The sequence below is a fragment of the Vicinamibacterales bacterium genome (genome assembly GCA_041659285.1).
GTDB lineage: Bacteria > Acidobacteriota > Vicinamibacteria > Vicinamibacterales > UBA2999 > 12-FULL-67-14b.
The window spans coordinates 93,281-117,188 of the sequence record JBAZYO010000005.1 but is presented as its reverse complement, the minus strand read 5'-3'; the positions used below and the strand labels follow the sequence as shown (position 1 = coordinate 117,188).

Here is a 23,908-nt window from a genome sequence, read left to right as displayed (position 1 = left end):
CGTGGATGTGTTCCAGGCCGTTCGCGAGGGCGTCTACATCGGCACCCTCGGGGCGGCCAGCACTTCAACGCTCTCCGCCAATCCCCACCTGAAGGCGATCTTCGGCTACCCGCCGGAGACCGCTGAACATCTCGTTCAACCGTTCGACGTCTCGCGCTTCGTCGATCCGCAGGCGCGCACCATCTTCGTCGAGCGCCTCGATCGCGAGGGCCTCGTCAACGATCACCTGCTCCGCTTGCGCCGCGTCGATGGCGCACCCATATGGGTGGAAGTGACGGCGAGCGCCGCGCACGCCGCGCAGGGCAACGAGTTGCGCGTCGAGGCGTTCATCCGCGACGTCAGCGAGCGCAAGAAGCTGGACGACCAGTCGCGCGACGGCCGCTACCAGATGCTGCAGGCGGAGAAGATGGCCGCGCTCGGCCAGACCATTTCGGGCGTCGCGCACGAGCTGAACAATCCGCTCGCCACCATCCTGTCGTGGGCGGAACGCCTCTCCGAACGGAAAGGCGTGGACGACAAGACCCGCCAGGGTCTCGAAGTGATCCTCGCCGAATCGGAACGCGCCGCCCGCATCGTCCGCAACCTGCTCACCTTCGCGCGCAAGCGGCAGACCACGCGGGCCATGGTCGATCTCAACCAGGTGGTCCGCGAAACGCTGGCGCTGCGCGCCTACGAGCAGAAGGTCACCAACATCCAGATGGTGGAGGCGCTCGCCGGCGGGCTGCCCGAGGTGTTTGCCGACGGCCACCAGATCAAGCAGGTGCTGCTCAACCTCCTGATCAACGCCGAGCAGGCCTGCATCGGCGCCAACGGCCGCGGCACCATCGTCGTGCGCACCTCGCACGACCAGGACCGCGGCTCCGCCGTGCTCGAGGTCAGTGACGATGGGCCGGGGGTGTCGGAGGAGAAGCAGGGCCGGGTATTCGATCCCTTCTTCACGACGAAAGAAGTCGGGCAAGGCACCGGCCTCGGCCTCACCGTGGCCTACGCGATCGTGCAGGAGCACAGCGGACGCATCTGGCTCGAGTCGACGCCGGTCGGCGGCCCGAAGGGCCCCGCCGAAGCGCGGAGCGCGAAGGCGGGCACCTCGTTCTTCGTGGAGCTGCCGGTCTCGGGGCAACACCTGAACGCGCCGGCCGCGCGCGCCGCGCAGCAGCCGATCTCACTCGAGGCGTTCAAGGGACTTCGCGTGCTGGTAGTGGAAGACGAGCCGGCGCTGGCGGTGGCGGTGGCGGAGGCGTTGGAAGACGCCGGCTTCACCGTCGATCGCGCCGGCGACGGCGAGGAGGGCCTGACCCGCCTCACCGAAGCCGACTACGACCTGATCGTGTGCGACCTGAAGATGCCGCGCATCGACGGCATGCAGTTCTACCGCGCGATGGCCGCGGCCACCCCCGCACTGGCGCGCCGGGTGATCTTCGTCACCGGGGATGTGGCCGGCACCGACGCCGAGCGCTTCCTCGAAGAGACCGCCTGCCGCTGGCTCTCCAAGCCTTTCAGGCTGGGCGACTTGCTCCGCGCCGCCCGCGACACGTTGTCCTGATTCGAAACCAACACCAGTCCGGCTCGCTTCTGGGCGGCGTGTGGCACCCGGGTGTCGGACTCGGGAAGCGAAGCTTTCGCCATCTTCTTGTCCGCCGAAGCGCAACGCGCGAAGGTGGACGGCTTCGCGGTCGCGGCCACCCGTTCCAGGGTCGACGCCGCCACTTCCTTGTGGCTGGCCGGCATCTCGAAGGCCATGAACGCTTCCCGCAACGCCTGCGACGCCGCGATCGGCGTGATCTCGGCGCCGAGCGCTTCGCGCATCCGCTTGATGGCGCGGGCGTGCAACTGCGACACGCGCGACTCGTTGACGCCCAGTTCGGCGCCAATGTCCTTCATGGTCACTTCGTTGTAGTAGTAGAGCGCGATCACGCGCTGCTCTCGCGGCGGCAGCGTGGCAATGGCGTTGCGCACGCGCGCCTTCACTTCATCCCGTTCGTACTGCAGGTCGGGACGTTCGGGCTCGGCCGGCACCATCACGGCCGGCAGCTGCGATTCGTCCACGTTCTCGGCGCTCGAGAACGGCGACGTCGATTCAATGGTGTTGATGCGGACGATGGTCTTGCCCAGGCGCTTTTCGTCGGAGCCGATCTCCAGGGCGAGATCGGCGAGCGACGGCTCGTGTCCCAGCGACTTGCGCAGCTTCTCGCGGGCCGCCTCCAGCTCGCGGCGGACGCGGCGCACGCCGCGCGGCCAGGCGTCCTTGCGCAGCGCGTCGATCATCGCCCCGCGAATGCGGCGCTCCGCGAACGTCTCGAACTTGATGCCCCTCGAGTCGTCGAACCGGTGCGCGGCGTCGATCAGGCCGATCACGCCGTCCTGGACGAGATCGCTGAGGTCGATCGAGTGCGGCATGGTGGCCGCCATGCGGCGGGCCAGCGCCTCCACAAAGGGCAGGCCGGCTTCCACACGAGGGTTGGCTACATCAGGCGTCGGGGTCATGTTCAAGCTTCTCCGTTGCCTGCCCTAAGGCAAAGGTGATGCCTGAGCCGTGTCAGGGTGGTCAACGGCGTGCACTTCAGGCCGCCGGCAATTCTAAGTTGCTGATAAGTCAGTCAGTTACACGGATGTGCTCACTCCGGACGGCGCAAGGTGGCGCCTCGAAGTGCTGCAATGTCTGTCAATGTTTTGACTGTATCGCAGCGTCGATAGTCAAATTTTTGGCGTAACTGGTATTTTCGTGGGGGGGAATACGATTCTGGTCGGGAGCCGCGAACCGGCTAGTCCGCGACCGTTTCGCGCAGCTCGCGCGACACGGCCATGGCCTGGAGCGCGGCGTTGACCACCCGCGACGCGCGCGCCTTTTGCGCGGCGTCTTGTGCCTTGGTCTCGAGCAACTCGGCGTGCGCCAGAATCACGCCGAGCTGGTTGTTCAGCCTGTGCAGCAGCTCTTTCGAGTCAACGGAAGTCATGGTGCTTGTTGCTCTCTCGTAGTCTTTCTCTAGTAGGGCCGCCCCTTGTGGGCGGCTCTACGCCGCGGCGTTGGGACTGTTCGGGTGCTTGGTTCCATCGGGCTCGCGCCACAACGTATCCACGAAAATGCGGATGCTGCCACCGGCCGTGCGCAGATACTCCACCTTGTTCGCCGCGATCCAGTTGTAGATGGTACGCCGGCTGACGCCGACCATCTCGCACGCCTTCATGATGCTCACTGTTTGCCGTTCCACGGGGTTAGCCTCCAAAGGTTGTATCGGAGGCTGTCACAATGAGATTAGGTGTGCAGTCAAGCCCACCCGTGTGAAGGAGCCGTTCTGCGCCTGATCTGTGGCTAATCTGTGGCTGTCCTTCTGTGGCTTGACATCCCCTCGGTGGCCCGTCAATATTCTGACATCCATGCCCCACCTGCTACTGGTAGACGATGAGGAAGGCCTCAGAAGTGTTGTAGCTGAACGACTTACAGACGAAGGCTTCGAGGTGGTCCAGGCCGCCGACGGCGAGTCTGCCATCAAGGCGCTCGACGGCTTCGCCTTCGACGTCATCGTCTCGGACCTCCGCCTGCCCGGCGTCAACGGCCGCGAGGTCATCGACGCCGCCCTCACCCGCTACCCCGGCATTGTCGCCATCGTCGTCACCGGCTACGGCACCGTGAAAGACGCCGTGGACCTGATTAAGCTCGGCGCCGCCGACTTCATTGCCAAGCCGTTTCAGTTCGACGAGTTGATGCACGTGCTCACCTCCGCGCTCGAGCAGAGGCGGTTGAAGAGCGAGAACGCCTACCTGCATCAGCAGCTCGACGAGCGCTTCGGCCTGGGTTCGATGGTCGGCAAGAGTGCGGCGATGCGCGCGTTGTTCCAGCTGATCGAGACGGTGGCGCCGACCACGGCCACGATCCTGATCAGCGGCGAGACCGGCACCGGCAAGGAGATGGTCGCGCGCGCGATCCATCAGACCAGCCCGCGTCATCGCGAGCGGTTCGTCGCCATCAACGTCAGCGCGATTCCCGAGACGCTGCTCGATGCCGAGTTGTTCGGCCACGCTCGCGGCGCCTTCACCGGCGCGGTGGCCATGCGGCAGGGCCGTCTCGAGCAGGCCGACAAGGGCACGCTGTTCCTCGACGAAGTGGGCACCATGCCCATGGCGTTGCAGATGAAGATGCTGCGCGTGCTGCAGGAGCGCGAGTTCGAGCGCGTTGGCGACAACCGCACCATCAAGGTAGACGTCCGCATTGTCGCCGCGACCAACGCCGACTTACTGAAGATGGTGAAGGACGGCACCTTCCGCGAGGACCTGTACTACCGCCTGAACGTGATCGCCGTGCAGCTCACGCCGCTGCGCGAGCGCCCCGACGACATCCCACTGCTGGTGCGGAGCTTTCTCACCAAGTTCTCAAGTCGAGAGATCACCAAATTCTCAAATCGCGAGATCACCAAATCGCCAAATCACGAAATCCAGGTCTCGCAAGAGGCAATGAGACGACTGATGTCGTTCCCGTGGCCGGGCAACGTCCGTCAGCTGGAAAACGCGATCGAGCGCGCACTGGCCATGCTCGGTGGCCGCTCGCAGATCGAGGTCACCGACCTGCCGCCGGATCTCCAGGCCGTTGCCGAAGACGTCGTCGCGCCGGCGATGGATCTGCCGGAGCAGGGGATCGACCTGCCGGCCGTGGTCGCGCAGATCGAGAAGGATTTGATTGAGCGCGCCCTCGCGCGCACGAGCCACAACAAGGGCGCCGCAGCCCGGCTGCTCGGCCTGAAGCGGACGACGCTGGTTGAGAAACTGAAGCGGATGTAGCGGATGTAAACGATGTAGCGTCCGGCTTCAGCCGGACCCTAGGCGCGCCGAATGATCTGGTCGGTGAACACCGTCACGTCCTTCGCCTGGTGCAGCAGCAAGTCAAGCGGTGTGGTGCGCTGGGTCCGCGATAACGCGGCGTGCAGCACGGGCAGCTTGCGCGGGCCGACGGCGATCAGCCAGATCTTCTTCGTGCGCAGCACGAACGGCAGCGACAGCGTGAGGCGGCGCGGCGGCGGCTTGGGGGCGTCTTCGACGGCGACCACGCGCAGGTCGTCGGCCATCAGCGCGCGGTGGCCGGGAAAGAGCGAACAGATGTGGCCGTCTTCACCGACGCCGAGCAGCGCGAGGTCCATGCCGTTGCTCCGCAGCTCGCCCGCGAGCAGGGTGTCGTACTTCATTGCCGCCGTCCGCAGGCTCACTTCGCCGGCCTCGCCCTGAGCGGAGTCGAAGGGCATCGGGAAGGCCCGCGGCGCCTTGGCGCCGAGCGGCCCCAGCAGCATGCGGTCGGCGATACCGTAGTTCGAATCCGGGTCGCTGGCGGGCACGGCGCGCTCATCGGCCCAGAACAGCGAGATTTTCGACCAGTCCACGTTGGCGTTTCTAAGCGCGCCGAGGAAAATCAGCGCCGTCGGGCCACCTGATAAAGCGCAGCTTTGCTGCCCTTCTCGCTCGTTTGCCCACCGTTCGAACGCCTCGGTGAGCCGCGGGCGGAGCTCGTCGATCCGGGCTACCACCAGCTCCATTCCGGGTTAGCATACTTCGTAGGTCTCGCGTTCCGCAGATCGATCACCCGTTCACCAGATCTGCCGTGCACCAGATCGATCACGAGCTCACCAGCTCACGAGATCAAGAAATGCCACCACGCTACGCTTACTGGACCATCCTCGTGGACGGCCAGCCCACGGCCTTCCGCTCCGGTTCTCTCGAAGACATCATGCCGACCTTCAACCGCTTGAAGGAGAAGCAGCCCACCGCCGAGCTCAAGTGGTTCCAGAACGGCCAGCTGTGGCCTTCGCGCAACGACGCGCAAGACTTCATGCGCGCGCGCGGCGCCCGCGGCCGCGAGAAGGACCCTCGGCAGGGTTCCGACAATGCCGCCTCCGGCGTCAGTCGGAGCGAGAGACCCGAACGCGCGTGGAACGCCAAGCCGGACTGGAAGACCAGGTCCTCGTTCTCCGCCAAGACTACGGCGCGGCCGGCCCCCCGCGGCGACAAGCCCGCGTGGATGTCAAAGGACGACGCAGGCGACAAACCCACGTGGACCCCGAAGGGCGATAAACCCTCCTTCGCCAAGGCTTCGGAGGGTAAACCCGAATGGAAACCCAAGGGCGATGCTGCCGACAAGCCCGGGTGGAAACCACGCTCGAAGGACGCCGTGCCAGAAGGGCGGCCCTTTACGGGCCGCCGTGACGAGAAGTCTGCGTGGACCCCGAAGGGCGACAAACCCGAATGGACGCCCGCCTCCGCCAAGGCTTCGGCGAGGCCGGCTTCTCGGGACGAGAAGCCGGAATGGAAGCCCAAGGGCACATTCAAGCCTGCAGAGGCGGGCCATCGGTCCGGTGGGGGCGACAAACCCACGTGGACCCCGAAGGGCGACAAACCCTCCTTCGCCAAGGCTTCCGACGGTAGACCCGCATGGAAGCCCAAGGGCGATGCGGGCGGCAAGCCTGCGTGGAAACCCGCCGCTTCGGCGGGGCAGGCGCGCAGTGACCGCAAGCCGGAATGGAAGCCCAAGGGCACGTTCAAGCCGAAGGAGGCGGGCCACAGCACCGGCTGGGGCGAGAAGCCCGGAATGAAACGCGAGAAGGGCCCCGTGTCAGAAGGGCGGCCCTTCACGGGCCGCCGAGACGACAAGCCCGATTGGAAGCCCAAGGGATCTCCGCGCGAGCAAGCCCGCGCGACGTTCAGGCCGAAGTCGTACACGCCCAAGGGTGATGTGCCAGAAGGGCGGCCCTCCACGGGCCGCCAGAGTGACAGGCCGACCTGGACGCCCAAGGGCGCCGCGCGTCCTGGCGGACCGAACGCAGGCTTTGCGAAGAGCGAATCCGGCGATACGCCAAAGCGGAAGTGGGTTCCCAAGGCCGAGTACAAGAAATCACTCGGCATCGAAGTCAAGCGCGACGACAAGTGGCGTCCCGGCGGCGAGCACGTCGATCCGAAGCAGAAGTACAAGGACGCGAAGAAGGCGAAGTGGACGCGCGTCAAGGCGACCATTCGCGCCCGCTCGACCGGCAAGCCTCGCAAGCGCGAAGAGTAACGATGGTCGCGCACGTCGTCCTCCTGAAGCCGCGCGCGACGCTGAGCGCCGAGGATCGCGAGGCGCTGCTCGATGCCTTGCGCGTCGCCGTCACCGGCATCCCCGAGATCCGTCGCGTCCGCATCGGCCGGCGGCTGCTGATGGGCCGGGGCTATGAAACACAAATGGCCGAGCACTTTGAGTACTCGGCCATCATCGAGTTCGATTCCGAAGCGGATCTACGCGTCTATCTGGATCATCCCCGGCACCTGGAGCTGGGCAAGCGCTTCTTCGAGTCTGCCGACGCCGCGCTCGTCTACGACTACGCCGTCGTCGATGCGGCAGCGGTCAGGGATTTGCTGTAAGGCGCGTGGGCTCACTTGGCCAGCCGCTCCATTCGCTCGTCGCAGGCCGGCCCAAGCACCGCTGCCATGTCCAGCCAGGCCGAGATCGCGTCCAGCAGAAACTGCTCGAAAGCACCGGACTCGCTTTCGTACACCGCGATGCCGCCGCTTGCAGCGTTGAAGCGGAGCGACGACCGTCCCCGTCCCCTGCGCGCCTCTAGTTCCAAAGTCCTACTAACTCGGCCCTGACGGTCAAGGGTTCGTCCGGCCCGCCGATTACGTGGTGGACGGCGGCCTCGCAACAAACCGCTCACCCAAATCAGGAGTCCGGATCATGCGTCGTGCAGCAATGCTTGCTGTTCTTGCGGCAGCTCTGTCTTCGTCGCCGGTGTTCGCTCAGCAGTCGGCTGCCACACCGAGGGACGAGGGGACGAGCGTGATCGACAGCCTGGATCTGAGCTCCACCCGCAACGCCATGTCCGTCGCCGTCGTCGAACTCAATCCGATCATGGGCCGATCCCTCGGCCATCAGGTGGCGCTCGCGGCCGCGGCTTCTACGTCGCTGGTTGTTTCGGCGGAAGCGATTCTTTCGGCCCCGTCACCATCCGGGCTGGTCGCATTCGCCACGCCTATCGCCCCCGAGGCGATCTCGATCACGCCGCGCAGTGCGCCGTGGTGGGCCACCACGCTGGCCGTGGCGGGTCCGCTGGCGGACGGACTCACTACCGTCTACGCGCTGCGTCAGTCGGGTCCACAGGGGAAGGTAGTAGAGGGCAACACGTTCTATCACAAGCTGTTCGGCGCCGACGTGAAGCCGCGCGAGATTCTGGCCTTCAAGATCGCGCAGGCGGCCTTCATGGGCTACGGTGTGCATGTGAGCGGCAAGCACTCGCTGGAGAAGGCTGTTGGGTCGGCGGTCATGCAAGCCGCGATCAATTTTTGGGTTTCGTCGCGGAACATGCGGGCGGCCGCGACGGCCAGGAAACTGAACGCCGGAGGTGCGCGATGAACTACTTGGTCTACGGTGTGGTCGCGTTGATCGTGCTGGCGGGGGCGCCGGAGTCCCATTTGACGATCCGGGATCACTGTCACGCACGCTGAGGTCGCAGCGACCGACCCGTAGAACCGGGGCAGCCGCAGCGAACCCTAACCGGGTTCGTAAAGCTGCTGTAAGCGTCAGACGTCCGCGCTGTCGCGGCCAAACGCGCGCTTGATCGTGCGGACGATGCCGGGCTGCTTGCGGATGTCGTCCAGTTGTTCGAGCAGCGCCAGCGCTTCGGAGATGGTTGACACCGGGCGCACGCCGAGACGCCTGGCGCCGGCGGGCACGTCCTTCAGGTGGCCGTGCCACAGCAGGATCACCTTGGCCTTCGACTCCACCGCGATGTCGAGGCAGTTCTCGGGGCGGTCGTCGACGAAGGCGTCGAGGTGCAGCGCGTCGGCGATCTTGCCGCGCGAGCGGTGCACCACCATCACGCTCGGGTAGCGGAAGCCGTGCGCGTCGAGCCAGCGTTGCGACTGCAGTTGCGTCATCTCGCCCGCGGTTGACGGCCGCGTCGTCAGGAAGATGATCTCCCACTGCCGTTCGGTCGCGGTCTTGGCGAGGCGCGCGATGATCCCCGGCTCCAGCTCCGGCAGCGTCGTCCAGAAGTCTTCGATCTTCCTGACGTGGTCCCACAACTGCATCTGCTGACGGGCGTTGAGGTGCAGTTCTTCCATCGCCGTGGCGCTGGTTTCGTCCTCGGGCGCTTTCGGCGCTTCCTCGGCGCCGTCGGGACTCGGCGGCGCTTTCTTGTAGGCCGACTGCGCCAGCACCTCCTCGCCGAACAGCTTGAGGGCCTCCTGGTGGAGGGCGGAGTACATGTCGGCGACGGTGCCGTCGAGATCGAATCCAATTCGTAACGGCATTAGTTCTTCACCAACTCGAGGGGACCTCGGTGACGAGCACTCCGCGGCTCCTTGCCGCGGCAATCAGTTTCCGGTCAGCCGACGCCAGCACGGCGCCTTCGCGCTCGGCCAGGGCCAGATAGACACAGTCAGGTACTTTGTGCCCGAGGGTCAGCGCCAGGGTCAGCGCCGCTGGCGCCAGCTCTTCGTCCTGTGCCAGCCGGATGACACCGTCGTCAACGGCGTCGAGAAGCGCGGCCAGCGCACTCGTGGCGTGGAGGGGAGACAGGTCTCCGCCTTCCGCCTTGCGACGAAGCGCGGAAGCGACTTCCGTCACCAGCAGCCGCGGAGCCAGCCACCGGACGGGTTGCTCGATCAGGCCGACACTCTCGGGGGTGCCAGGCTCGTTCACGACGAGCTTCACCGCAACCGAGGCGTCGAGCACGCCGACCCCTGCCGCTTCAGCCACGATCGTCTCGTTCGCGTCGAATCAGGCGCGTGCTCTCGAGGCGCGTGGTGCCTTTGGCGCCGCTCGAGTTCCGAATGGCGCCGGCCCGCCTGAGGAATGCCGCGCGGCGGGCATCAACCGACGCGGCCAGGGTCGTGCGCACTTCTTCCTCGAGGGACACGCCCTTTCGGCCGGCGCGGTCCTTGAGTGCGCTCGCCACCCGGTCGTCCAACTGCCGGACCTTGAGATCAGCCATGGCCAAGGCTACCAGTTGACCCCAAGTGGGGTCAAACGCGTTCCACTCCCCGGGCTTCGGCATGATGGGCGAGGAACCACTCGTAGGTTCCCGCGATCCCTTCACCGAGCGATGTGCGATGGCGCCATCCGAGGTTATGCAGCCTCGAGACATCCAGGAGTTTGCGCGGAGTGCCGTCCGGCTTGCTGATGTCGTAGACGATCTTCGCGGCCGGGTAGACGATGCGGCGGACCATGTCGGCGAGGTCGGCAATCGCAACTTCCTGACCGGTGCCGACGTTGATGTGCATGGCGTCGCAGTAGCGTTGCATCAGGAACACGCAGGCGTCGGCGAGGTCGTCCACGTGCAGGAACTCGCGCTTCGGCGAGCCGGTGCCCCAGATGGTGACCTCGCTGCGGCCTTCCACCTTCGCGTCATGGAACTTGCGGATCATCGCCGGCAGCACGTGCGAGCTGGTCAGGTCGAAGTTGTCGTGCGGGCCATACAGGTTGGTGGGCATGGCCGAAATGAAATCGCTGCCGTACTGTTTGCGGTAGGCCTGGCACAGCTTGATGCCGGCGATCTTCGCGATCGCGTACGACTCGTTGGTGGGCTCGAGCGGGCCGGTCAGCAGCGCTTCTTCCGGCATCGGCTGCGGGCAGTTGCGCGGATAGATGCAGGAGCTGCCGAGGTAGAGGAGCTTCTTCGCGCCGAACAGGTGCGCCGAGTGCACGACCGTGGCGTGGATCATCATGTTGTCGTAGATGAACTCCGCCGGCCGCGTGGAGTTGGCCAGGATGCCGCCGACGGTGCCGGCGACCAGATAGACGAACTCCGGCCGGTTGGCGCGGAACCAGTAGTTCACCGCCGCCTGGTCGCGCAGGTCGAGTTGGTCGCGGGTGGCGGTGAGGATGTTCGTGTAGCCGAGGTGTTCGAGGCGGCGGACGACGGCCGATCCCACCAGGCCACGGTGGCCGGCGACGAAAATTCTGGAGTTGGGCGTCATTTCTGCCATCAGAGAATTGTAGGGCACCCTTCCCGCGGACCGTGCAGGGCACCATTTTTAGCGTCGGCTACACGCATTGACGCGACAATATATGACAAAATGGTCGATAGGGGTCGAATAAATTATATGCCTGCGGGCGCAGGGTCACAGGGGGTTAGTAGCCGTCGTGTTGTGCGAGTCGTGCGGATCAATCGATATCGTGAGGGCCCGGTCGCGGGGGCTCGACAGGCTCATCAGGTTTTTCACGGGCAGAAAGCCGTTCCTATGCAGACGCTGCGGGTGGCGGGGCCGGCGTTCCTGGGCTGAGAAAGATCGGATTAACCGGAGCGACTTGACAGCATCCAACGTGTCAGATTCCAACTTGCTCGCACTCGACAAAGACCCGCGAAGGCCGAGCTAAGGGAGTATTCAAGTCTCCAACCTCGCTGCCGATTACCGGCAGGGAGGCCTTCTATGCTTCGCACCGTTCTGACGAGCCTGGCGGTCTGGACAGTGTTGTCCATACCCGTGGCACTGGTTCTTGGAAAGATCCTCTCGTTCTGCTCACGACACGACCGAATCACCGTGGTGACGGGTGATCGGGACGAACGCGAGTTCCAGACCGCAGCGTAGTTACATCGCATCGCCAGGTCCAACGATGCGAGGTCGAACGTTTCGGGGCTGGCTTCGCTCGCACCCATCGATCGTCCCTTGCGACGTGGCGGGCGCTTCCGCTTTCCTTTCGATGAGCCTGTCTCGCCGTCCAGCACCACTAGCGATGGATCGGGCTCGGCGCCGCCGGCGCCGTAATCCATCAGTGCCGTTAGTTGCTCGTCAGTCCACTCCCGGCGTCCGCGCCAGCCGCATCATCGACAGACGAACGGTCGCTTCGCGGTGAAGAAGGCCACCAGCTTGTCTACTGATTCGGGCTGGGCCCTGACGACGATACTGATCGAACCGCACTGCTCGCACAACGCCATAACAGGACACCCCGGACGGGAGGGTTCGGTTGTATCACAGGCAATCAAAGTGGGGGGCGCTAGAGGCTGAATCCAGCGGACACCGCGTCGCGGCGAAACATCTCGACGGTCTCGAGCGAGAACAAATCCAGATCCTTACCGAGTAGTGGGATCTTCTTCAGCAGGTCATTGGTCACGGTGATGATATGGCAGCCGATCTGGTCAGCTTGGAAAACATTCAGAAACTCGCGGGGGCTCGCCCATATCAACTCGGCACCGGCGATGGGGGCCAGCATAGTCAGAGCATCGACCATGATCGGCAGTGGATCACGCCCGGTATCGGCGATGCGTCCCGCGAATACGGACACACATGAGGGCACGCCCGGAGTCAGGTTCCGGCTGACGTCATGAACCTGAGAGGCGGTCATCAACGCAGTCACATTGACCTTTACACCGGCCGTAGTCAGCCTGGCTACTAGTGGTCCGGCGAACTCTCCGCGCGTATTGGTTACCGGAATCTTGACGTAAACGTTCGATCCCCAGGAGGCGATCTCGCGGGCCTGTCGTTCCATCTCGTCGAACTCGTCTGAGAAGACCTCAAATGAGATCGGGCGATCGGGAATTGCCTTCAAGGCGGCCCGGGCGAATTCGGCGTAGTCCTTGATGCCGGCCTTGTTCATCAGTGTCGGGTTCGTCGTGAACCCCTTGATGTGCGGCTCGCGTGCCATCGCAATCATTCCGTCGAGGTCGGCGCCGTCCGCAAACACCTTGACGTTCAACTGATCAAAGCTCTTCATCATTCCTCGTCTCTTGTTAGGATCCAGTCGACAGCGCCGGTCAGGGAAGTAACGCGCGCGTCAGCCGCCGGCTGGCGTTCGCTATAACCACGGTCGATGAACACGGTGCGACAGCCAGCGTTCCGCCCGGCTTCGACATCTCGCCAGCGATCGCCCACCATGAAGCTGCGGTTGAGGTCGTGGTGCGGCGCGGCAGTGAGAAGGCCAGCCCGTGGTTTCCGGCACGAGCACGCATCAACATCGTCGTGGTAGCACACGCGAATTTCGTCGAGCGGTAGGATGGCCGACAGTTGGGCGTTCATCGCCTCCACCATCTCGCGCGTCTGCGCTCCGCGAGCGACGTCGGGTTGATTGGTCACCACGACGAGCGCGAATCCAGCCTGCTTCAGCCGGGACAGACTGTCGGCTACGTCTGGATAGATTGACAAGTCGGCTAACGTCGCAGGAGGGTGGGGCCGCCCATCCTGGATAACGACCGCGTTCAGAACCCCGTCGCGGTCCAGAAACACCGCGCGTTGTGCTACTTGAGCGATTCCCACTTGGTCGGTCCCACCTTCAGAGCGGGATGCGACACCAGGAGGTGCCAGATAACCGCCTGGAACGCCTCGCTATGCGGCGTTACGTTCTCGCTATTTACCGTCGGAACCACCACAACGGCGTCAGCGACCTTTGCCGTGAAACCGCCGTCGCGCCCGACAATTCCAAGGATGGCCGCGCCCACCGTTCGCGCGTGCTCGAGCGCGCGCACGAGGTTGGGGCTCACGTTGCGCTCGACGCTGCCGCCTCCGACCGACATCACGAACACGGCGTCCTGTGTTGTCAAACGACTGCCTCTAAGCCACGCTGCGAACGTCGTGTCCCAACCCTCGTCATTAGTTCGCGCGGTCAACTCCGAAACATTGTCGGTCGGCGCATAGGCCTCAAAGGCTGCCAGCTTGCGAAAGTCATTCACCGCATGTGAGCAGTTGGCGGCGCTCCCGCCAACTCCCAGAAAGAACACCCGCCCGCCGCGCGTTCGCACGCCGGCCAGCGCTACGGCCAGAGCCTCGATCGCGGCCACATCCAGTTGCGCGACGATCGCGGCCGTCTCTTTCAGGTGCTGCTCGGTGTAGGTCAAGAGACGTCCCTCGTAGCTAACTTGGCTCGAACTTCTTCGAGGCCGGAAAGAGACCCGATCTCGTAGAAACGCTCCGGGACCTCGTACGCGGCGAGTTGGTCGCGGGCGTGGAGGTCCTGGTATACCTGCGCCAGATCGAGCTTGCGGTCCGACGGATACGGGAACAGCGCTTCCGCCCGCAAGGCGCCCAGGCCATAGTCCACATGCTTGAACGCTGGATCGCTGGTGGTCTTGTCGTACGCCTGAATGGCGCCGCGCTCGAAGCGGACGTTGCTGCGATCCCACCGGTTCTCGTTCTGGAGGACCGTCATCAGACCAAGCTTGGCGCTCGACATGAAGGCCAATGCAATGGCCTGGTAGTCGCAGTCGAGATAGGAATCGCCATACATCACGAGAAACGACTCGCCGAGGCGCGGCAGCGCTCGACGTAGCGCGCCGCCGGTCCCGACCAGCTCCGGGCCATCGTCCACGTATGACAGCCGCATACCGAATCGGCCGCCGTCGCCAAGGGCGCGCTCGATCTGGGCGCTAAGGTGGCCGACGCAGAACACGACTTCGTTGAACCCGTGTTGGTGCAAGAGGTCGAGCTGGTGCTCGGCGAATGGGCGGCCGGCAACATCAACCAACGACTTCGGAACCTCGTCGGTGAGGGGCCGCAGCCGTGTGGCGAGGCCGCCGGCGAGAATGGCTACGGGAAGCGTCACGAAAAGAGGACCTTGGTCCCTTCGAAGTCGAAACGGAACCGCACTTCGTCCAGGCCCGCCTTGCTCATGGCGAGTCGAAGCTTGCGGACATCATCGGCATAGAACATCAGGAATCCGCCTCCTCCGGCGCCAACCAGTTTCCCGCCAACCGCGCCGTTCCTCATCGCGAGGTCGTACCACTCGTCGATCTGCGGGTTGCTCATGCCGCCGGACCTGGCTTTCTTGTGCTCCCAATGCTCGTGCATCAACTCGCCAAACGTCGACAAGTTGCCGAGCTCAATCGCCTCGAGGCTGCGGTGGCCGAGTTCCTTGACGTAGTGGAGGTTCGCCAGCATCACCTGGTCATCGGCGACGGTCTTCGTCTGTTGATCCGCCAGAATGCTGCCAGCACTGCGTGAATAGCCGGTGAAGAACAACAGCAGGTGATCTTCAAGCCGGAAGAGCACATCGCTCGACACCCCGACCGGTTTGACGTCAACTTTTTCGTCGGGGTGGAACGTAAACGAGGTCACGCCACCATACGCGGCTATGTACTGGTCCTGCTTGCCGATAGGTTCCTTCAGCCGGTTGATCTCGATATCGCAAGCGGTTTCCGCCAGCGTGTCTGGATGCATCGGCTTGCGGTGAAACGCCGAGAGCGCCCGGATCAGCGCGGTCGTGAAGCTGCCGGAAGAGCCGAGTCCTGTGCCGGCCGGTATGTCGGCCAGCGTCGTAATCTCGATCTGTGACGCACCGTTCCCGAAGAGCGCCAGTGCCTCCCGCACGATCGGATGCTGGACGTCTTTGGTGTGCTCGACTTGCTCGAGTTTTGAGTACTTCAGGAAGATGCCCGGCGTGAACGGTCGCATCACCGTGACGTAGACGTACTTGTCGATGGCCGCCGCAATCAGGAAGCCGCCGTGCTGCCCATAGTATGAGGGTAGGTCGGTACCACCTCCACCGAGCGTGATGCGGAGCGGACTTCGCGTAATGATCATTGGGATTGGTAGTCGTAGGGCACCCCTTTATGGGGTGCCATTGCGATAGATCCGTTCAACAACGGCCAGCGCCGCGCGCGCATCGCTCAGCCCAGCGGCGGGTGTCCGGTTCGCGGCGATGTCATCCAGAAATTCTCCGAACTCGAGCTCCCACGATCGGTCACCGCGCGGGAACTCCCACGCTTCGGTTTCGGGTGGGCCCATTTCTGGAAGCATGCGGTACCACGTGAGCCGTTCAACACCGTAGCTGCCGCCGAGCCCCTCAATGTGGAGCTTTCCGTTGCGTCCGTAGATTTCGAGCGAGAACAGGTTCTTCCACTCCGAGCAGCTCATATGCAGGAACGCCGTCGCGCCAGTCGCGGTGCGCAGGGTCAGGAAGGCGTTGTCGTCGACCGGCATGTCCCAATAGAACGTGCCGGCGAAACCCGCGATCTCCGTGAACTCGGCCCCGAGGTACCAACGCGACAGGTCGATCAGGTGCACACCCTGGTCGATCAGTTCTCCGCCTCCCGACAGCACCGGATCGGCGCGCCACTCTCGGTCGTATCCGAGGCGGCCACCATGCCCGTAGCGGCCCCGCACGAACATGAGCGGACCCAGTGCCCCCGAGTCGACGATCTCTTTGGCTTTCAGCAGCGCCGGATGGTAGCGATGATTGAAGCCCACCCGCACTAGCCTCTGCGCGCGACCGGCAGCAGTCTTGATGCGGTCGAGTTCAGCGACCGTCCTGGCCGCAGGCTTCTCGACGATTACGTGGCAACCTGCGTCAAGCGCTGCGCACGCGGTGTCGGCCAGCGCGTCGTTGGTCGTCGCCACGACCACGATGTCGATGTTGTGTCTTAGGACCTGATCGAGACTCGTCGCTGCGATGGCTTCTGGTGAGCCGGCGGCCAGACTCTGCGCTCGGGAGAGATCGCGATCGACGCAGGCTACAAGGCGTGCCTTGCCGAGCGCCGCCTTCCGTTTCTTGCCGATCAATCCGCATCCGACGATGGCCACGGCAGGAATCAAGGCTTGTCCCAGTCCTTGCCCCGGTCGGCGGCAGTAACTCGGCGGAGGGTATAGATATCGGTCCCGGCAATCTCATTAATGCGATCCGGCAGTTTCTCCCAGGAGTCCCACGCCGCGCTGATCAGCCGGCCGGTCAGGCCGTCGCTGGCGGGCGATCCCAGAAACACCGCGAGCGCCGCACCTCGTTCCAGGGAGGTGCCGCCCTCCGATTTGATGCGCTCCATTCTCGAGTAAAAGGACTCGCCCACGGCTTCGGGTCCGGCCGCAATCAATTGATCCATCATCCGCGTGTTCAGCGCGCCCGGTGCGATTGCGTTCACATCAATGTGAAACTCCCGTACCTCTTCAGCCAGTGATTCGGCGAAGCGAATCACCGCCGCTTTTGAGGCTGCGTATGCAGTGATGCGAGGCAGAGGATTCGTGGCGCCGCCGCCGGATATCTGTACGATCTTCCCGTAGCGGCGCTTCTTGAAATGCGGTAGCAGGGCGCGCGCGGGAAGTACTGAGCCATAGAGGTTGGTCTCGATGGCTCGCGTCCATTCGAGCCAGTCCACCTCGTCCGACGGTCCTAACGGCCCGTAGACGCCGGCGTTGTTGACGAGAATGTCGACATGGTTCCACTGCTGGAGGGCCGCTTCGACCAGGTGTTCGGCCTCTTCAGGTTTGGACACGTCGGCGGTCTGGCTCAGCACGCGACCGGGGGCCAAGTCGTGCTGAAGCTCCGACTGAGCTCTCTCAAGGTCATCGGCACTGCGAGCGCAGAGCAGGACGCTTGCGCCGGCCGCGAGGTAGGCCCGCGCGATTTCCTTCCCGAGGCCCTGGCTTGCCCCGGTAATGATGGCGTTCCGTCCGGTCAGCTCGCTATTCGCGTGGGGCGCCACTTCAGATTCTCCAGTAGGGCACCACTTTAGTGGTGCCGGCCGACCGAGAAGTACTCGAACCGGGTATCCGCACCGATCGTGGCGCCAAGAAACCTGTTGGCATCCACGACCACCGGGCGTTTCATGGTCGCGAAAAGCCGATCTGGCGCGACGTCTCGATACAGCGGCCACCCGGTGGCCACCACCAGCGCATCGGTATCCGCCGCAGTTTCGATGGGATCGCTGCAGACCTCGATCGCACTGTCCAGCTCTGTCGGCGAGGTCTTCACCGTCGGATCGTGTGCCAGCACGGTAGCGCCACGCTCCAGGAGCTGGTTGCAGAGCGCAACGGCATCCGAGCGCCGCAGGGTTGTTGTTCCGGCCTTGTAGGTAAGGCCCCAAACGGCAATGCGGTGCCCGCGGAGCGACCCCAGGGTGTTTTCGACGCGGTCGATCGTCCACGACCGATGCTGGGCATTGCTCTCCGCGAGGCCGTTGAGGAGTGGCGTTGTGCGGTTGTGTTGGGTGGCGATCGCCCGGAGGAACTGGACGTCCCTGGCGAGGGTACCGCCGGCAAATGCGGCGCCGGGACCGAGATATGCCTTTGGTCCAATCCGGGCCTCGGTCTTGAGCCCACGCTCTACTTCGGCCGCATCGGCGCCAACCGCCTCACAAAGCCGGGCGACCTCGTTGATGAAGGTGACCGACGTGGCGAGGAAGGCGTTCACCGCATGTTTGGTCATCTCCGCCGATTCGACGCCCATCCACACGATTTTATCCGCGAGCGGCCCAAAGAGTTCGGCGACGAGCGGACGGTCCTGCTCCCGAGAGCCAACGACGATTCGATCTGGCGACAGAAAGACGTCAATCGCTTTCCCTAGCCTGAGGTTCTCCGGCGAGTATGCGAAGGCGACCTTCCGGCCGTCTGACCTTGCCATCCATCGACGCTCGAGCTCTCTCGTCGTGCCGACGGGAAGCTGCGACGACGTCAACACGAGCGAACCGTCTTCCAGGTTTGGAAAGGTCCGCTCCACTGCCGAGGTCACATGCTCAACGTCCGCCCTGTCTTCCTCGTCGACCGGTGTGTCGTAGGTGACCCACACCACCTCTGCTCCTCGAAGTGCGGTGGCGAGGTCAGCCGTGAACGTCAGGCGCCCGGAGTCGAGTTGCTGTTGAATCAGCTCCGGAAGTCCGGGCTCGCCCACGGGAGGCCTGGCTTCACTGAGGCCTGCTACGACCGATTCGTCCAGGTCGTGACCGACGACATCGTGTCCGAGGCTGGCCACACATGCCGCTGTCACGGAGCCCAGGTGCCAAAGGCCCAGAACGCACACCTTCACGAGCGCTGGTCCATCAGGTGCTTGTTCTCCAGCAGGTAGTCGACGGTTCGGATTACAGCCTGCTGGATGGTCAGGGTGGGCTTCCACCCGAGCGCGCGAATGCGTGAGCAGTCGAGGAAAATGAAGGGGCTGTCGCCGATCCAGCCACGCTCCCCGCCCGTGTACTGAAGCTGTGGCGAAACACCGAGGCGGTTAGTAATCCAGCCGATCGAGTCGCTGACCTGGCAGTACTCATCCGTGCCGAGATTAAAAAGGTTGAATCGATCGGGCGCTTTATCCAAGGCCATCAGGATGGCGTCGATGCAGTCGTGGACGTAGAGGTACGACTTTCGTTGTTTGCCGTTTCCCAGCACCTTCAGTGTCGACGGGTCGCGCAACAGGCTCTTGCAGAAGTCGAACACGTGTCCGTGCGTGTAGCGCTCACCAAGAATGGACACGAAGCGAAAGATGAAGCCTTCGAATCCGAAGCCCTCACAGTAGGCGGCGATCAGGCTCTCACCTGAGAGCTTCGATGCGCCGTAGAGGGATGTCTGAACCGGGAAGGGCGCGTCTTCCGGCGTGGGGAAAGTGGATGGCTCGCCGTACACCGATCCCGTGGACGAGAACACAATGCGCTTCACTCCTGATGCCCGCATGGCTTCCAGCACGGTGAAGGTGGCGATGGTGTTCTGCTGCAGGTCCTTCCCTGGATGCTCGGTGCCGAAGCGGACGTCGGCATTGGCGGCCAGGTGAAACACGACGTCGCACCCCGCTATCGCCTCAGTGAGGGGCTCGGGATGCAGTGTGTCGTTTTCGACGATGCGGAGACGGGGCGAGCGGGTGGCGGAGTCGAGGAAGCGGCGATCGCCAGTAGAGAAGTTGTCGTACACAATAACGTCGTGATCCTCGGCGATCAGCCTATCCGCCAGTGTGCTTCCAATGAAGCCGCTACCGCCTGTGATGCAAGCGCGCATTCGTGGTAATGGCGGTATTCGCCTAGAGCAGGTTCTTCGTGCCGAACCGGGTGCGCTGAATCAGCGCGCGCCGGGCTATTCCGTTGACGGCTGCGGCGGCTGCTCTCGGCTGGTCTTGTCGCTGACCGCCAGAAAGATGTTGGCAGAGCCTGTCCCTCACGCTTGTTTCAGTGTAGTCCGGCTCGTCGTCCCCGTACGCGCGCGCCAGATTCGCCGCCGACAGACTCGCCCAGTCTTCGTGGTCAGTGTCCGTCATCGGCGGCAGCACGGTCACCATCAAGCGCGCGTTCGGAGGCAAGTCAAACGGCTCCGGATCGTCTTGCCGTCGTAGTGGGCCCTGAGACTGACGGTAGGCATGAGGTTAGTGTAGCGCAGCTCGGCTACGACAACACCGTTTCCGCTCGGTAACCGACGCCGGTGGATCTCCCAGCATCACGTGGTCTCTGACCTTGAGGTTAGAAAATGGACACGAAGCGAAAGATGAAGCCTGCGCTGAATCAGCGGGCGCCGGGCTATTCCGTTGAGAGCTGCTCCGGCTGATCTTGTGAACCCTTGTGCTGAACCCCGTCAGACGTGGGCTCGAAAAATACCAGACACGGTATAGTCGAAACTGTGGGATGGACTGTCGAAACGCTCAACGACACGGTGGACGGCGAGCTTGCCGACCTCCCTGAGGAGATGCAGGCGCGTTTCGTTCGCATCGCTGAGTTGATCGAGGCCGTCGGTCTGCCCAACGTCAGAGAGCCGCACGTCAAACACATTCGGGACTCGATTTGGGAAATCCGGCTGAAGGGCCAGGCCGGCTTTGCGCGCGCGAAGGATTTGGAGAAATGACCAAGGTCAAAGACCTGCGTCGGGCCTGGATGAAGAACCCGAAATTCAAGACGGCGTACCAGGCGCTGGGAAAAGAATTAGAGCTCGTCCGCAGCATCATCGAGGCCAGGACGGGCGCCGGGTTGTCGCAAACACAACTCGCCCGGCGCATGAAAACGTCGCAATCCTACGTTGCCCGCATCGAGACGGCGCTGGTCATCAGCAGTGACTGGATCGTGTCCAGTTTCTGCCAGTGCCACCCAATCTCAAGAAAGGAAGGCCGCAGCGCGACGGCGCGGTGCGGCACGGCAGCGACGAGGCAGAACAGGGCTTAAATCGCCACTGACTGGCACATCGCGTCGCCGCGCCTCTAGGAATGAAGTGAGTTCCTTCGCAGAATCAGTCCTCGTACAGCGCCGAGATGCGCTTCCGCATCACGCGCCCCCACAGCGGCTCAACTGCAAATGGAGCTGCAGCCAACGCCCAGGCAACTAGGCCCTGCCACCCAGGCACGTATGTAACTGCACGGTCGCGGCGGATTGCCCGGATCACCTGAGCCGCGACTTGCTCAGGCATCATCCAGGAGCGGCCGTCTCGGCGGTGGTTTTGTCGGCGCTGGAAGGTTGGATGGTCATGGAACCGGGTCTTGGTCAGACCCGGGCAGACGACGTTTGCCGAGAGCCCAAAGCGGTCGAGCTCATACCGCAGCGTCCGGGTCCATGCCACCATACCGTGTTTCGCCGCACAGTACACGGCGTTGGGCGTGATGATCACTCCACCGGCTAATGAGGCGATGTTCACGATGCGCCCGGCGCGCCGGGAGATCATGGACGGCAGAAATGCCTTGGTACACCGCATCGCGCCGGCGAGATTCACGTCCAGCAGACTCTCAATCTCGTCGAGCGAGCTTTCTTCGAATGACCGGTAGACCGCGTAGCCGGCGTTGTTGATGAGTAAATCAACTCGGCCGTAGCGCGAAATTAGTTCCACGGCCATTCGTTCAACTGCCTCCCGGCTCTGCACGTCGCACAGAATGCGGTCCACCAGCCGTCCCTGGGCCGATAGTTCCCCAGCGGCCCGCTCAAGATCTGTCACCCGATCGCTTGCAATGACGACGCGTAACTCGAGATCGGTGAGCGCCGCCGCGACCGCCTGCCCAATGCCGCTCGATCCGCCAGTGACGACCGCTATGTTACCCGGCGTGAGGATACTCATTTGGCAGAACCGCTCACCGCCGAGGATCCTGCCGATCGGACCAGCGATTGCAGAACCTCTTCAAATGCAGGAAGAACGGTGCGATTGTCGAACAGCTGCTCCGCGACCGATCGGCTGCGGCGCCCCGTAGCCGTCATGTCGCTGGCCAGTAGGGCCCTGATGTTTTGCGCCATCGCAAGTGCGTCTTCGGGGGGCGTGACCAGGCCCACTTTTTGCGCCGCGACGAATCGCCCCGTTTCGCTGTCCGCGCTAACTGCTGCCAAGACGGGGCGCGCGGCCGCCATGTAGTACAAGAGCTTGCCCGGAAAGGCGAAGTCGGTGACGGCGCGGCGTTGAGTGATGACCAAGGCGTCGGCAGCACCAAGTTGCTCGGGCAGGCTCTCGCGAGGCTGGAACGGGAGAAAGTGGATGTTCTGGAGCGCCCGTGTCTCGGCTCGTTGCTTAAGCCGCTCAAGAGGTGGCCCTTCGCCTACAACGACGAACTGTAGCTTCGGTATGTCGGTGAGCAATCCCGCGGCGTCCACCATTACCTCGAGGCCCTGCTTGAGTGCGATGCTCCCCGAGTACATCAGGACGATGTCGTCCGAAGCCAGGCCGTGCGCCCTCCTAAACGGGTTGTCTTTGACGTGTTCGCGCATGAAGTTCAAATCGATCGAGTTTGGCAGAATGTGAATCTTGTCAGGCGCCAGACCTTTGGCGACAAGGTTGTTATGGAATCCCTGGCAGATCACGCCAATACCCGCAGCACGCCTGTAGACAAACCGCTCGAGCGCCCGGGCCACGCGGATTGACAATGATTCCGGCGACAACAGCCCCGTGGCGATGGCCGCGTCAGGCACAAGATCCTGAATATGGAAGAACAGGGGCACTCGGAACAGCCGGGACACGAGCCATCCGGTCAGGCCGAGCTGCAGCGGCGGCGAGATCGCGATGACGATGTCGTACCGCCCATCGCCAAAGCAGCCCGCTAGCGCAGACACACTGAACGAGCAGTCATACAGCACACGATTGATCGTACGGCGCGGATCCGCTGGCACGTACGCGTAGGTGCGCCGAACTGGGATGCCGTTGATCACCTCCCTCCGGAACCACTCACCCCGGTACCCATCCCATACTCGCCACTGCGGCGCCATCGGAAAACTGGTAACGACATGCACACTGTGCCCACGGTCCTGTAGAAAGGTGGCTAACGCCGCTGTGTACGGCCCAATCGAGGCCGACTCGGGCAGGTAATTCATACCGATTGCTAGGACTCGCACGATCGCTGGAAGATTGGCTATGTCTGGTAGGGACTTACCGCCGACGTCTGCTTCGGCTTGAACTCAGCACGGTGTTGAGTCTGATGGCTGAACGCAAATCGGTTTTGAAATAAGGACTCGCTGGTTGTTTCGAAAGAAGAGATTCGTGTTGATAAGCGTGTTCACGCATCTCTCGAAGAACCCCATGAACCAGGCGGATTCGATTCCGACTGAACTCAAGTAATGGTGAACGGGCAGGTTGTACTCGCAGACTCTCAGACTGTGGGTGACGTTGAGCCCGTTGGTCTCGGCTAATCTGACGAGAGTGCGTTGTGGAAAGATCTGAAGGTGCGCCGTATTGATGCGACGGTCTATCAGGCGGCTCCAGTGGCCTCGCGTCAACCGGGCAAGGCCGCTCGAAACACGATCGTAGACACCCCACACAGGCGTATAGATTAGTAGAACGCCTCCAGGGGCTAGCAATCTGCCCGCTTGGAACATTAACTCGCTCGGGTCTCGAACGTGCTCAAGGACGCCAATTAGCGCGATCGCCTCGAAATATCCTTCGCGGCTCTCGGATTTGAAGTCCCCCACCGTCACGTCGAGTTGATGGTCTTGTTTCGCAAGCCGGGCGGCAGCGGCCGAGAGCTCGACGCCATGAGCGTCGAAGCCTGCATCTCTCGCAATAACGAGAAAATCGCCAGCGCCGCAGCCGATGTCGAGCAGCCGGGGGCGGCGACCGCGCCGCACGGCGAAGTCTTCGGCAAGTATCGCCTCCGCCAGCAGACTGGCCCACTCTCGCCTGCGTTGAGGAACGGCCGTTACGCTGCGCTCAGCTTCGGCAAAGTGACGGTAGGTGTCTTCATCTGCGTAGAGGCTGGTCTGTTGGTGCTCGTCGATTCGCTCTTGGATGAATCGCAGCCCACAGGTCCTGCACCTGACGGTCGTGAGGCCGTTCCGGACGGAATGATGCGACAACGAGCTCGAAGTCGAATGACACGCGGGGCACGGAC

Annotated in this window: 28 protein-coding genes and 1 pseudogene; 7 read left to right on the top strand and 22 right to left on the bottom strand. The window is 63.4% G+C overall.

The genetic code is table 11. From position 1 onward, the window contains the following. Position 1: 1 nt before the first annotated feature. Positions 2 to 1,543 (top strand): ATP-binding protein, encoded by a 1,542-nt coding sequence (locus WC815_09630; GenBank protein ID MFA5909022.1) that lies wholly within the window; start codon positions 2 to 4, stop codon positions 1,541 to 1,543. Positions 1,544 to 1,803: 260 nt separating this feature from the next. On the opposite strand, the pseudogene WC815_09625 reads toward WC815_09630, so the two are convergent. The 3 genes and pseudogenes from WC815_09625 to WC815_09615 form a co-directional block, all read right to left on the bottom strand. Continuing rightward, positions 1,804 to 2,484, bottom strand: a pseudogene (locus WC815_09625) (FliA/WhiG family RNA polymerase sigma factor). A gap of 278 nt (positions 2,485 to 2,762) precedes the next feature. Further along, positions 2,763 to 2,954: a hypothetical protein gene (locus WC815_09620; protein ID MFA5909021.1), complete on the bottom strand. Its 192-nt coding sequence runs from the start codon at positions 2,952 to 2,954 to the stop codon at positions 2,763 to 2,765. Between the two features lie 57 nt (positions 2,955 to 3,011). Continuing rightward, the gene (locus WC815_09615; protein ID MFA5909020.1) at positions 3,012 to 3,209 is read right to left on the bottom strand and encodes a helix-turn-helix domain-containing protein; all 198 of its coding nucleotides are present in this window, start codon (positions 3,207 to 3,209) and stop codon (positions 3,012 to 3,014) included. Positions 3,210 to 3,375: 166 nt separating this feature from the next. On the opposite strand from WC815_09615, the gene WC815_09610 reads away from it, so the two are divergent. Then, positions 3,376 to 4,773, top strand: a complete 1,398-nt coding sequence (locus WC815_09610; GenBank protein ID MFA5909019.1) for a sigma-54 dependent transcriptional regulator — start codon at positions 3,376 to 3,378, stop codon at positions 4,771 to 4,773. Positions 4,774 to 4,811: 38 nt separating this feature from the next. On the opposite strand, the gene pgl is transcribed toward WC815_09610, so the two are convergent. Next, a complete protein-coding gene (gene pgl / locus WC815_09605; protein ID MFA5909018.1) occupies positions 4,812 to 5,519 on the bottom strand; it encodes a 6-phosphogluconolactonase in 708 nt (235 codons plus the stop codon). Between the two features lie 110 nt (positions 5,520 to 5,629). Between pgl and WC815_09600 the strand changes: the two genes are divergently transcribed. Beyond that, positions 5,630 to 7,033: a hypothetical protein gene (locus tag WC815_09600; protein MFA5909017.1), complete on the top strand. Its 1,404-nt coding sequence runs from the start codon at positions 5,630 to 5,632 to the stop codon at positions 7,031 to 7,033. A gap of 2 nt (positions 7,034 to 7,035) precedes the next feature. Further along, complete coding sequence (locus tag WC815_09595; protein ID MFA5909016.1) at positions 7,036 to 7,377, top strand: Dabb family protein; 342 nt, start codon at positions 7,036 to 7,038, stop codon at positions 7,375 to 7,377. An 11-nt stretch (positions 7,378 to 7,388) separates the two neighbouring features. Here the strand turns inward: WC815_09595 and WC815_09590 are convergent, their stop codons facing one another. Continuing rightward, positions 7,389 to 7,583, bottom strand: coding sequence for a hypothetical protein (locus WC815_09590; protein ID MFA5909015.1), 195 nt, complete (start codon positions 7,581 to 7,583; stop codon positions 7,389 to 7,391). A 209-nt stretch (positions 7,584 to 7,792) separates the two neighbouring features. Between WC815_09590 and WC815_09585 the strand changes: the two genes are divergently transcribed. Next, on the top strand, positions 7,793 to 8,365 hold the full coding sequence (locus WC815_09585; protein MFA5909014.1) for a hypothetical protein: 573 nt from the start codon (positions 7,793 to 7,795) through the stop codon (positions 8,363 to 8,365). Positions 8,366 to 8,532: 167 nt separating this feature from the next. Here the strand turns inward: WC815_09585 and WC815_09580 are convergent, their stop codons facing one another. From WC815_09580 to WC815_09515, 14 genes are all read right to left on the bottom strand, one after another. Further along, complete coding sequence (locus tag WC815_09580; GenBank protein MFA5909013.1) at positions 8,533 to 9,264, bottom strand: hypothetical protein; 732 nt, start codon at positions 9,262 to 9,264, stop codon at positions 8,533 to 8,535. Between the two features lie 7 nt (positions 9,265 to 9,271). Then, on the bottom strand, positions 9,272 to 9,712 hold the full coding sequence (locus tag WC815_09575) for a type II toxin-antitoxin system VapC family toxin (protein MFA5909012.1): 441 nt from the start codon (positions 9,710 to 9,712) through the stop codon (positions 9,272 to 9,274). Further along, positions 9,705 to 9,947 carry a hypothetical protein gene (locus tag WC815_09570; GenBank protein ID MFA5909011.1) on the bottom strand — a complete coding sequence of 81 codons (243 nt, stop codon included), beginning with the start codon at positions 9,945 to 9,947 and terminating at the stop codon, positions 9,705 to 9,707. The genes WC815_09575 and WC815_09570 overlap by 8 nt, the downstream gene beginning before the upstream one ends. A 31-nt stretch (positions 9,948 to 9,978) precedes the next feature. Beyond that, positions 9,979 to 10,941: a GDP-L-fucose synthase gene (locus tag WC815_09565; GenBank protein ID MFA5909010.1), complete on the bottom strand. Its 963-nt coding sequence runs from the start codon at positions 10,939 to 10,941 to the stop codon at positions 9,979 to 9,981. 1,009 nt (positions 10,942 to 11,950) lie between these two features. Beyond that, the gene (locus WC815_09560; GenBank protein MFA5909009.1) at positions 11,951 to 12,670 is read right to left on the bottom strand and encodes a transaldolase; all 720 of its coding nucleotides are present in this window, start codon (positions 12,668 to 12,670) and stop codon (positions 11,951 to 11,953) included. After that, positions 12,667 to 13,176 (bottom strand): HAD-IIIA family hydrolase, encoded by a 510-nt coding sequence (locus tag WC815_09555; GenBank protein MFA5909008.1) that lies wholly within the window; start codon positions 13,174 to 13,176, stop codon positions 12,667 to 12,669. The genes WC815_09560 and WC815_09555 overlap by 4 nt, the downstream gene beginning before the upstream one ends. 11 nt (positions 13,177 to 13,187) lie before the next feature. Continuing rightward, a complete protein-coding gene (locus WC815_09550) occupies positions 13,188 to 13,784 on the bottom strand; it encodes an SIS domain-containing protein (GenBank protein MFA5909007.1) in 597 nt (198 codons plus the stop codon). Then, entirely contained in the window at positions 13,781 to 14,488 is a 708-nt protein-coding gene (locus tag WC815_09545; protein ID MFA5909006.1) for a nucleotidyltransferase family protein, read from the bottom strand. The genes WC815_09550 and WC815_09545 overlap by 4 nt, the downstream gene beginning before the upstream one ends. After that, positions 14,485 to 15,465, bottom strand: coding sequence for a hypothetical protein (locus tag WC815_09540; protein ID MFA5909005.1), 981 nt, complete (start codon positions 15,463 to 15,465; stop codon positions 14,485 to 14,487). The genes WC815_09545 and WC815_09540 overlap by 4 nt, the downstream gene beginning before the upstream one ends. A gap of 27 nt (positions 15,466 to 15,492) precedes the next feature. Next, entirely contained in the window at positions 15,493 to 16,464 is a 972-nt protein-coding gene (locus WC815_09535; protein MFA5909004.1) for a Gfo/Idh/MocA family oxidoreductase, read from the bottom strand. 8 nt (positions 16,465 to 16,472) lie between these two features. Further along, complete coding sequence (locus tag WC815_09530; protein MFA5909003.1) at positions 16,473 to 17,357, bottom strand: SDR family oxidoreductase; 885 nt, start codon at positions 17,355 to 17,357, stop codon at positions 16,473 to 16,475. A 26-nt stretch (positions 17,358 to 17,383) separates the two neighbouring features. Further along, positions 17,384 to 18,670 carry a nucleotide sugar dehydrogenase gene (locus tag WC815_09525; protein ID MFA5909002.1) on the bottom strand — a complete coding sequence of 429 codons (1,287 nt, stop codon included), beginning with the start codon at positions 18,668 to 18,670 and terminating at the stop codon, positions 17,384 to 17,386. 2 nt (positions 18,671 to 18,672) lie between these two features. Further along, on the bottom strand, positions 18,673 to 19,629 hold the full coding sequence (locus tag WC815_09520) for an NAD-dependent epimerase/dehydratase family protein (GenBank protein MFA5909001.1): 957 nt from the start codon (positions 19,627 to 19,629) through the stop codon (positions 18,673 to 18,675). Positions 19,630 to 19,651: 22 nt separating this feature from the next. Continuing rightward, positions 19,652 to 19,906, bottom strand: a complete 255-nt coding sequence (locus WC815_09515; protein MFA5909000.1) for a hypothetical protein — start codon at positions 19,904 to 19,906, stop codon at positions 19,652 to 19,654. Positions 19,907 to 20,241: 335 nt separating this feature from the next. Here WC815_09515 and WC815_09510 point away from each other — a divergent pair, with 335 nt between their 5' ends. After that, positions 20,242 to 20,463, top strand: coding sequence for a type II toxin-antitoxin system RelE/ParE family toxin (locus WC815_09510; GenBank protein ID MFA5908999.1), 222 nt, complete (start codon positions 20,242 to 20,244; stop codon positions 20,461 to 20,463). After that, the gene (locus tag WC815_09505) at positions 20,460 to 20,777 is read left to right on the top strand and encodes a helix-turn-helix transcriptional regulator (GenBank protein ID MFA5908998.1); all 318 of its coding nucleotides are present in this window, start codon (positions 20,460 to 20,462) and stop codon (positions 20,775 to 20,777) included. The genes WC815_09510 and WC815_09505 overlap by 4 nt, the downstream gene beginning before the upstream one ends. Before the next feature lie 64 nt (positions 20,778 to 20,841). Here WC815_09505 and WC815_09500 read toward each other — a convergent pair whose 3' ends face one another. The 3 genes from WC815_09500 to WC815_09490 form a co-directional block, all read right to left on the bottom strand. After that, positions 20,842 to 21,657 (bottom strand): SDR family NAD(P)-dependent oxidoreductase, encoded by an 816-nt coding sequence (locus tag WC815_09500; GenBank protein MFA5908997.1) that lies wholly within the window; start codon positions 21,655 to 21,657, stop codon positions 20,842 to 20,844. Then, complete coding sequence (locus WC815_09495; protein ID MFA5908996.1) at positions 21,654 to 22,916, bottom strand: WcaI family glycosyltransferase; 1,263 nt, start codon at positions 22,914 to 22,916, stop codon at positions 21,654 to 21,656. Before WC815_09495 ends, WC815_09500 begins: the two co-directional genes overlap by 4 nt. 63 nt (positions 22,917 to 22,979) lie before the next feature. Continuing rightward, positions 22,980 to 23,873, bottom strand: coding sequence for a class I SAM-dependent methyltransferase (locus tag WC815_09490; GenBank protein MFA5908995.1), 894 nt, complete (start codon positions 23,871 to 23,873; stop codon positions 22,980 to 22,982). Positions 23,874 to 23,908: the final 35 nt, after the last annotated feature.

Bases quoted from the DNA above. Each gene is read 5' to 3' on its own strand.
- WC815_09620 (MFA5909021.1), bottom strand. From the start codon at position 2,954: ATGACTTCCGTTGACTCGAAAGAGCTGCTGCACAGGCTGAACAACCAG.
- WC815_09610 (MFA5909019.1), top strand. From the start codon at position 3,376: ATGCCCCACCTGCTACTGGTAGACGATGAGGAAGGCCTCAGAAGTGTT.
- pgl (MFA5909018.1), bottom strand. From the start codon at position 5,519: ATGGAGCTGGTGGTAGCCCGGATCGACGAGCTCCGCCCGCGGCTCACC.
- WC815_09600 (MFA5909017.1), top strand. From the start codon at position 5,630: ATGCCACCACGCTACGCTTACTGGACCATCCTCGTGGACGGCCAGCCC.
- WC815_09595 (MFA5909016.1), top strand. From the start codon at position 7,036: ATGGTCGCGCACGTCGTCCTCCTGAAGCCGCGCGCGACGCTGAGCGCC.
- WC815_09580 (MFA5909013.1), bottom strand. From the start codon at position 9,264: ATGCCGTTACGAATTGGATTCGATCTCGACGGCACCGTCGCCGACATG.
- WC815_09570 (MFA5909011.1), bottom strand. From the start codon at position 9,947: ATGGCTGATCTCAAGGTCCGGCAGTTGGACGACCGGGTGGCGAGCGCA.
- WC815_09565 (MFA5909010.1), bottom strand. From the start codon at position 10,941: ATGGCAGAAATGACGCCCAACTCCAGAATTTTCGTCGCCGGCCACCGT.
- WC815_09560 (MFA5909009.1), bottom strand. From the start codon at position 12,670: ATGATGAAGAGCTTTGATCAGTTGAACGTCAAGGTGTTTGCGGACGGC.
- WC815_09540 (MFA5909005.1), bottom strand. From the start codon at position 15,465: ATGATCATTACGCGAAGTCCGCTCCGCATCACGCTCGGTGGAGGTGGT.
- WC815_09520 (MFA5909001.1), bottom strand. From the start codon at position 19,629: ATGCGCGCTTGCATCACAGGCGGTAGCGGCTTCATTGGAAGCACACTG.
- WC815_09515 (MFA5909000.1), bottom strand. From the start codon at position 19,906: ATGGTGACCGTGCTGCCGCCGATGACGGACACTGACCACGAAGACTGG.
- WC815_09505 (MFA5908998.1), top strand. From the start codon at position 20,460: ATGACCAAGGTCAAAGACCTGCGTCGGGCCTGGATGAAGAACCCGAAA.
- WC815_09500 (MFA5908997.1), bottom strand. From the start codon at position 21,657: ATGAGTATCCTCACGCCGGGTAACATAGCGGTCGTCACTGGCGGATCG.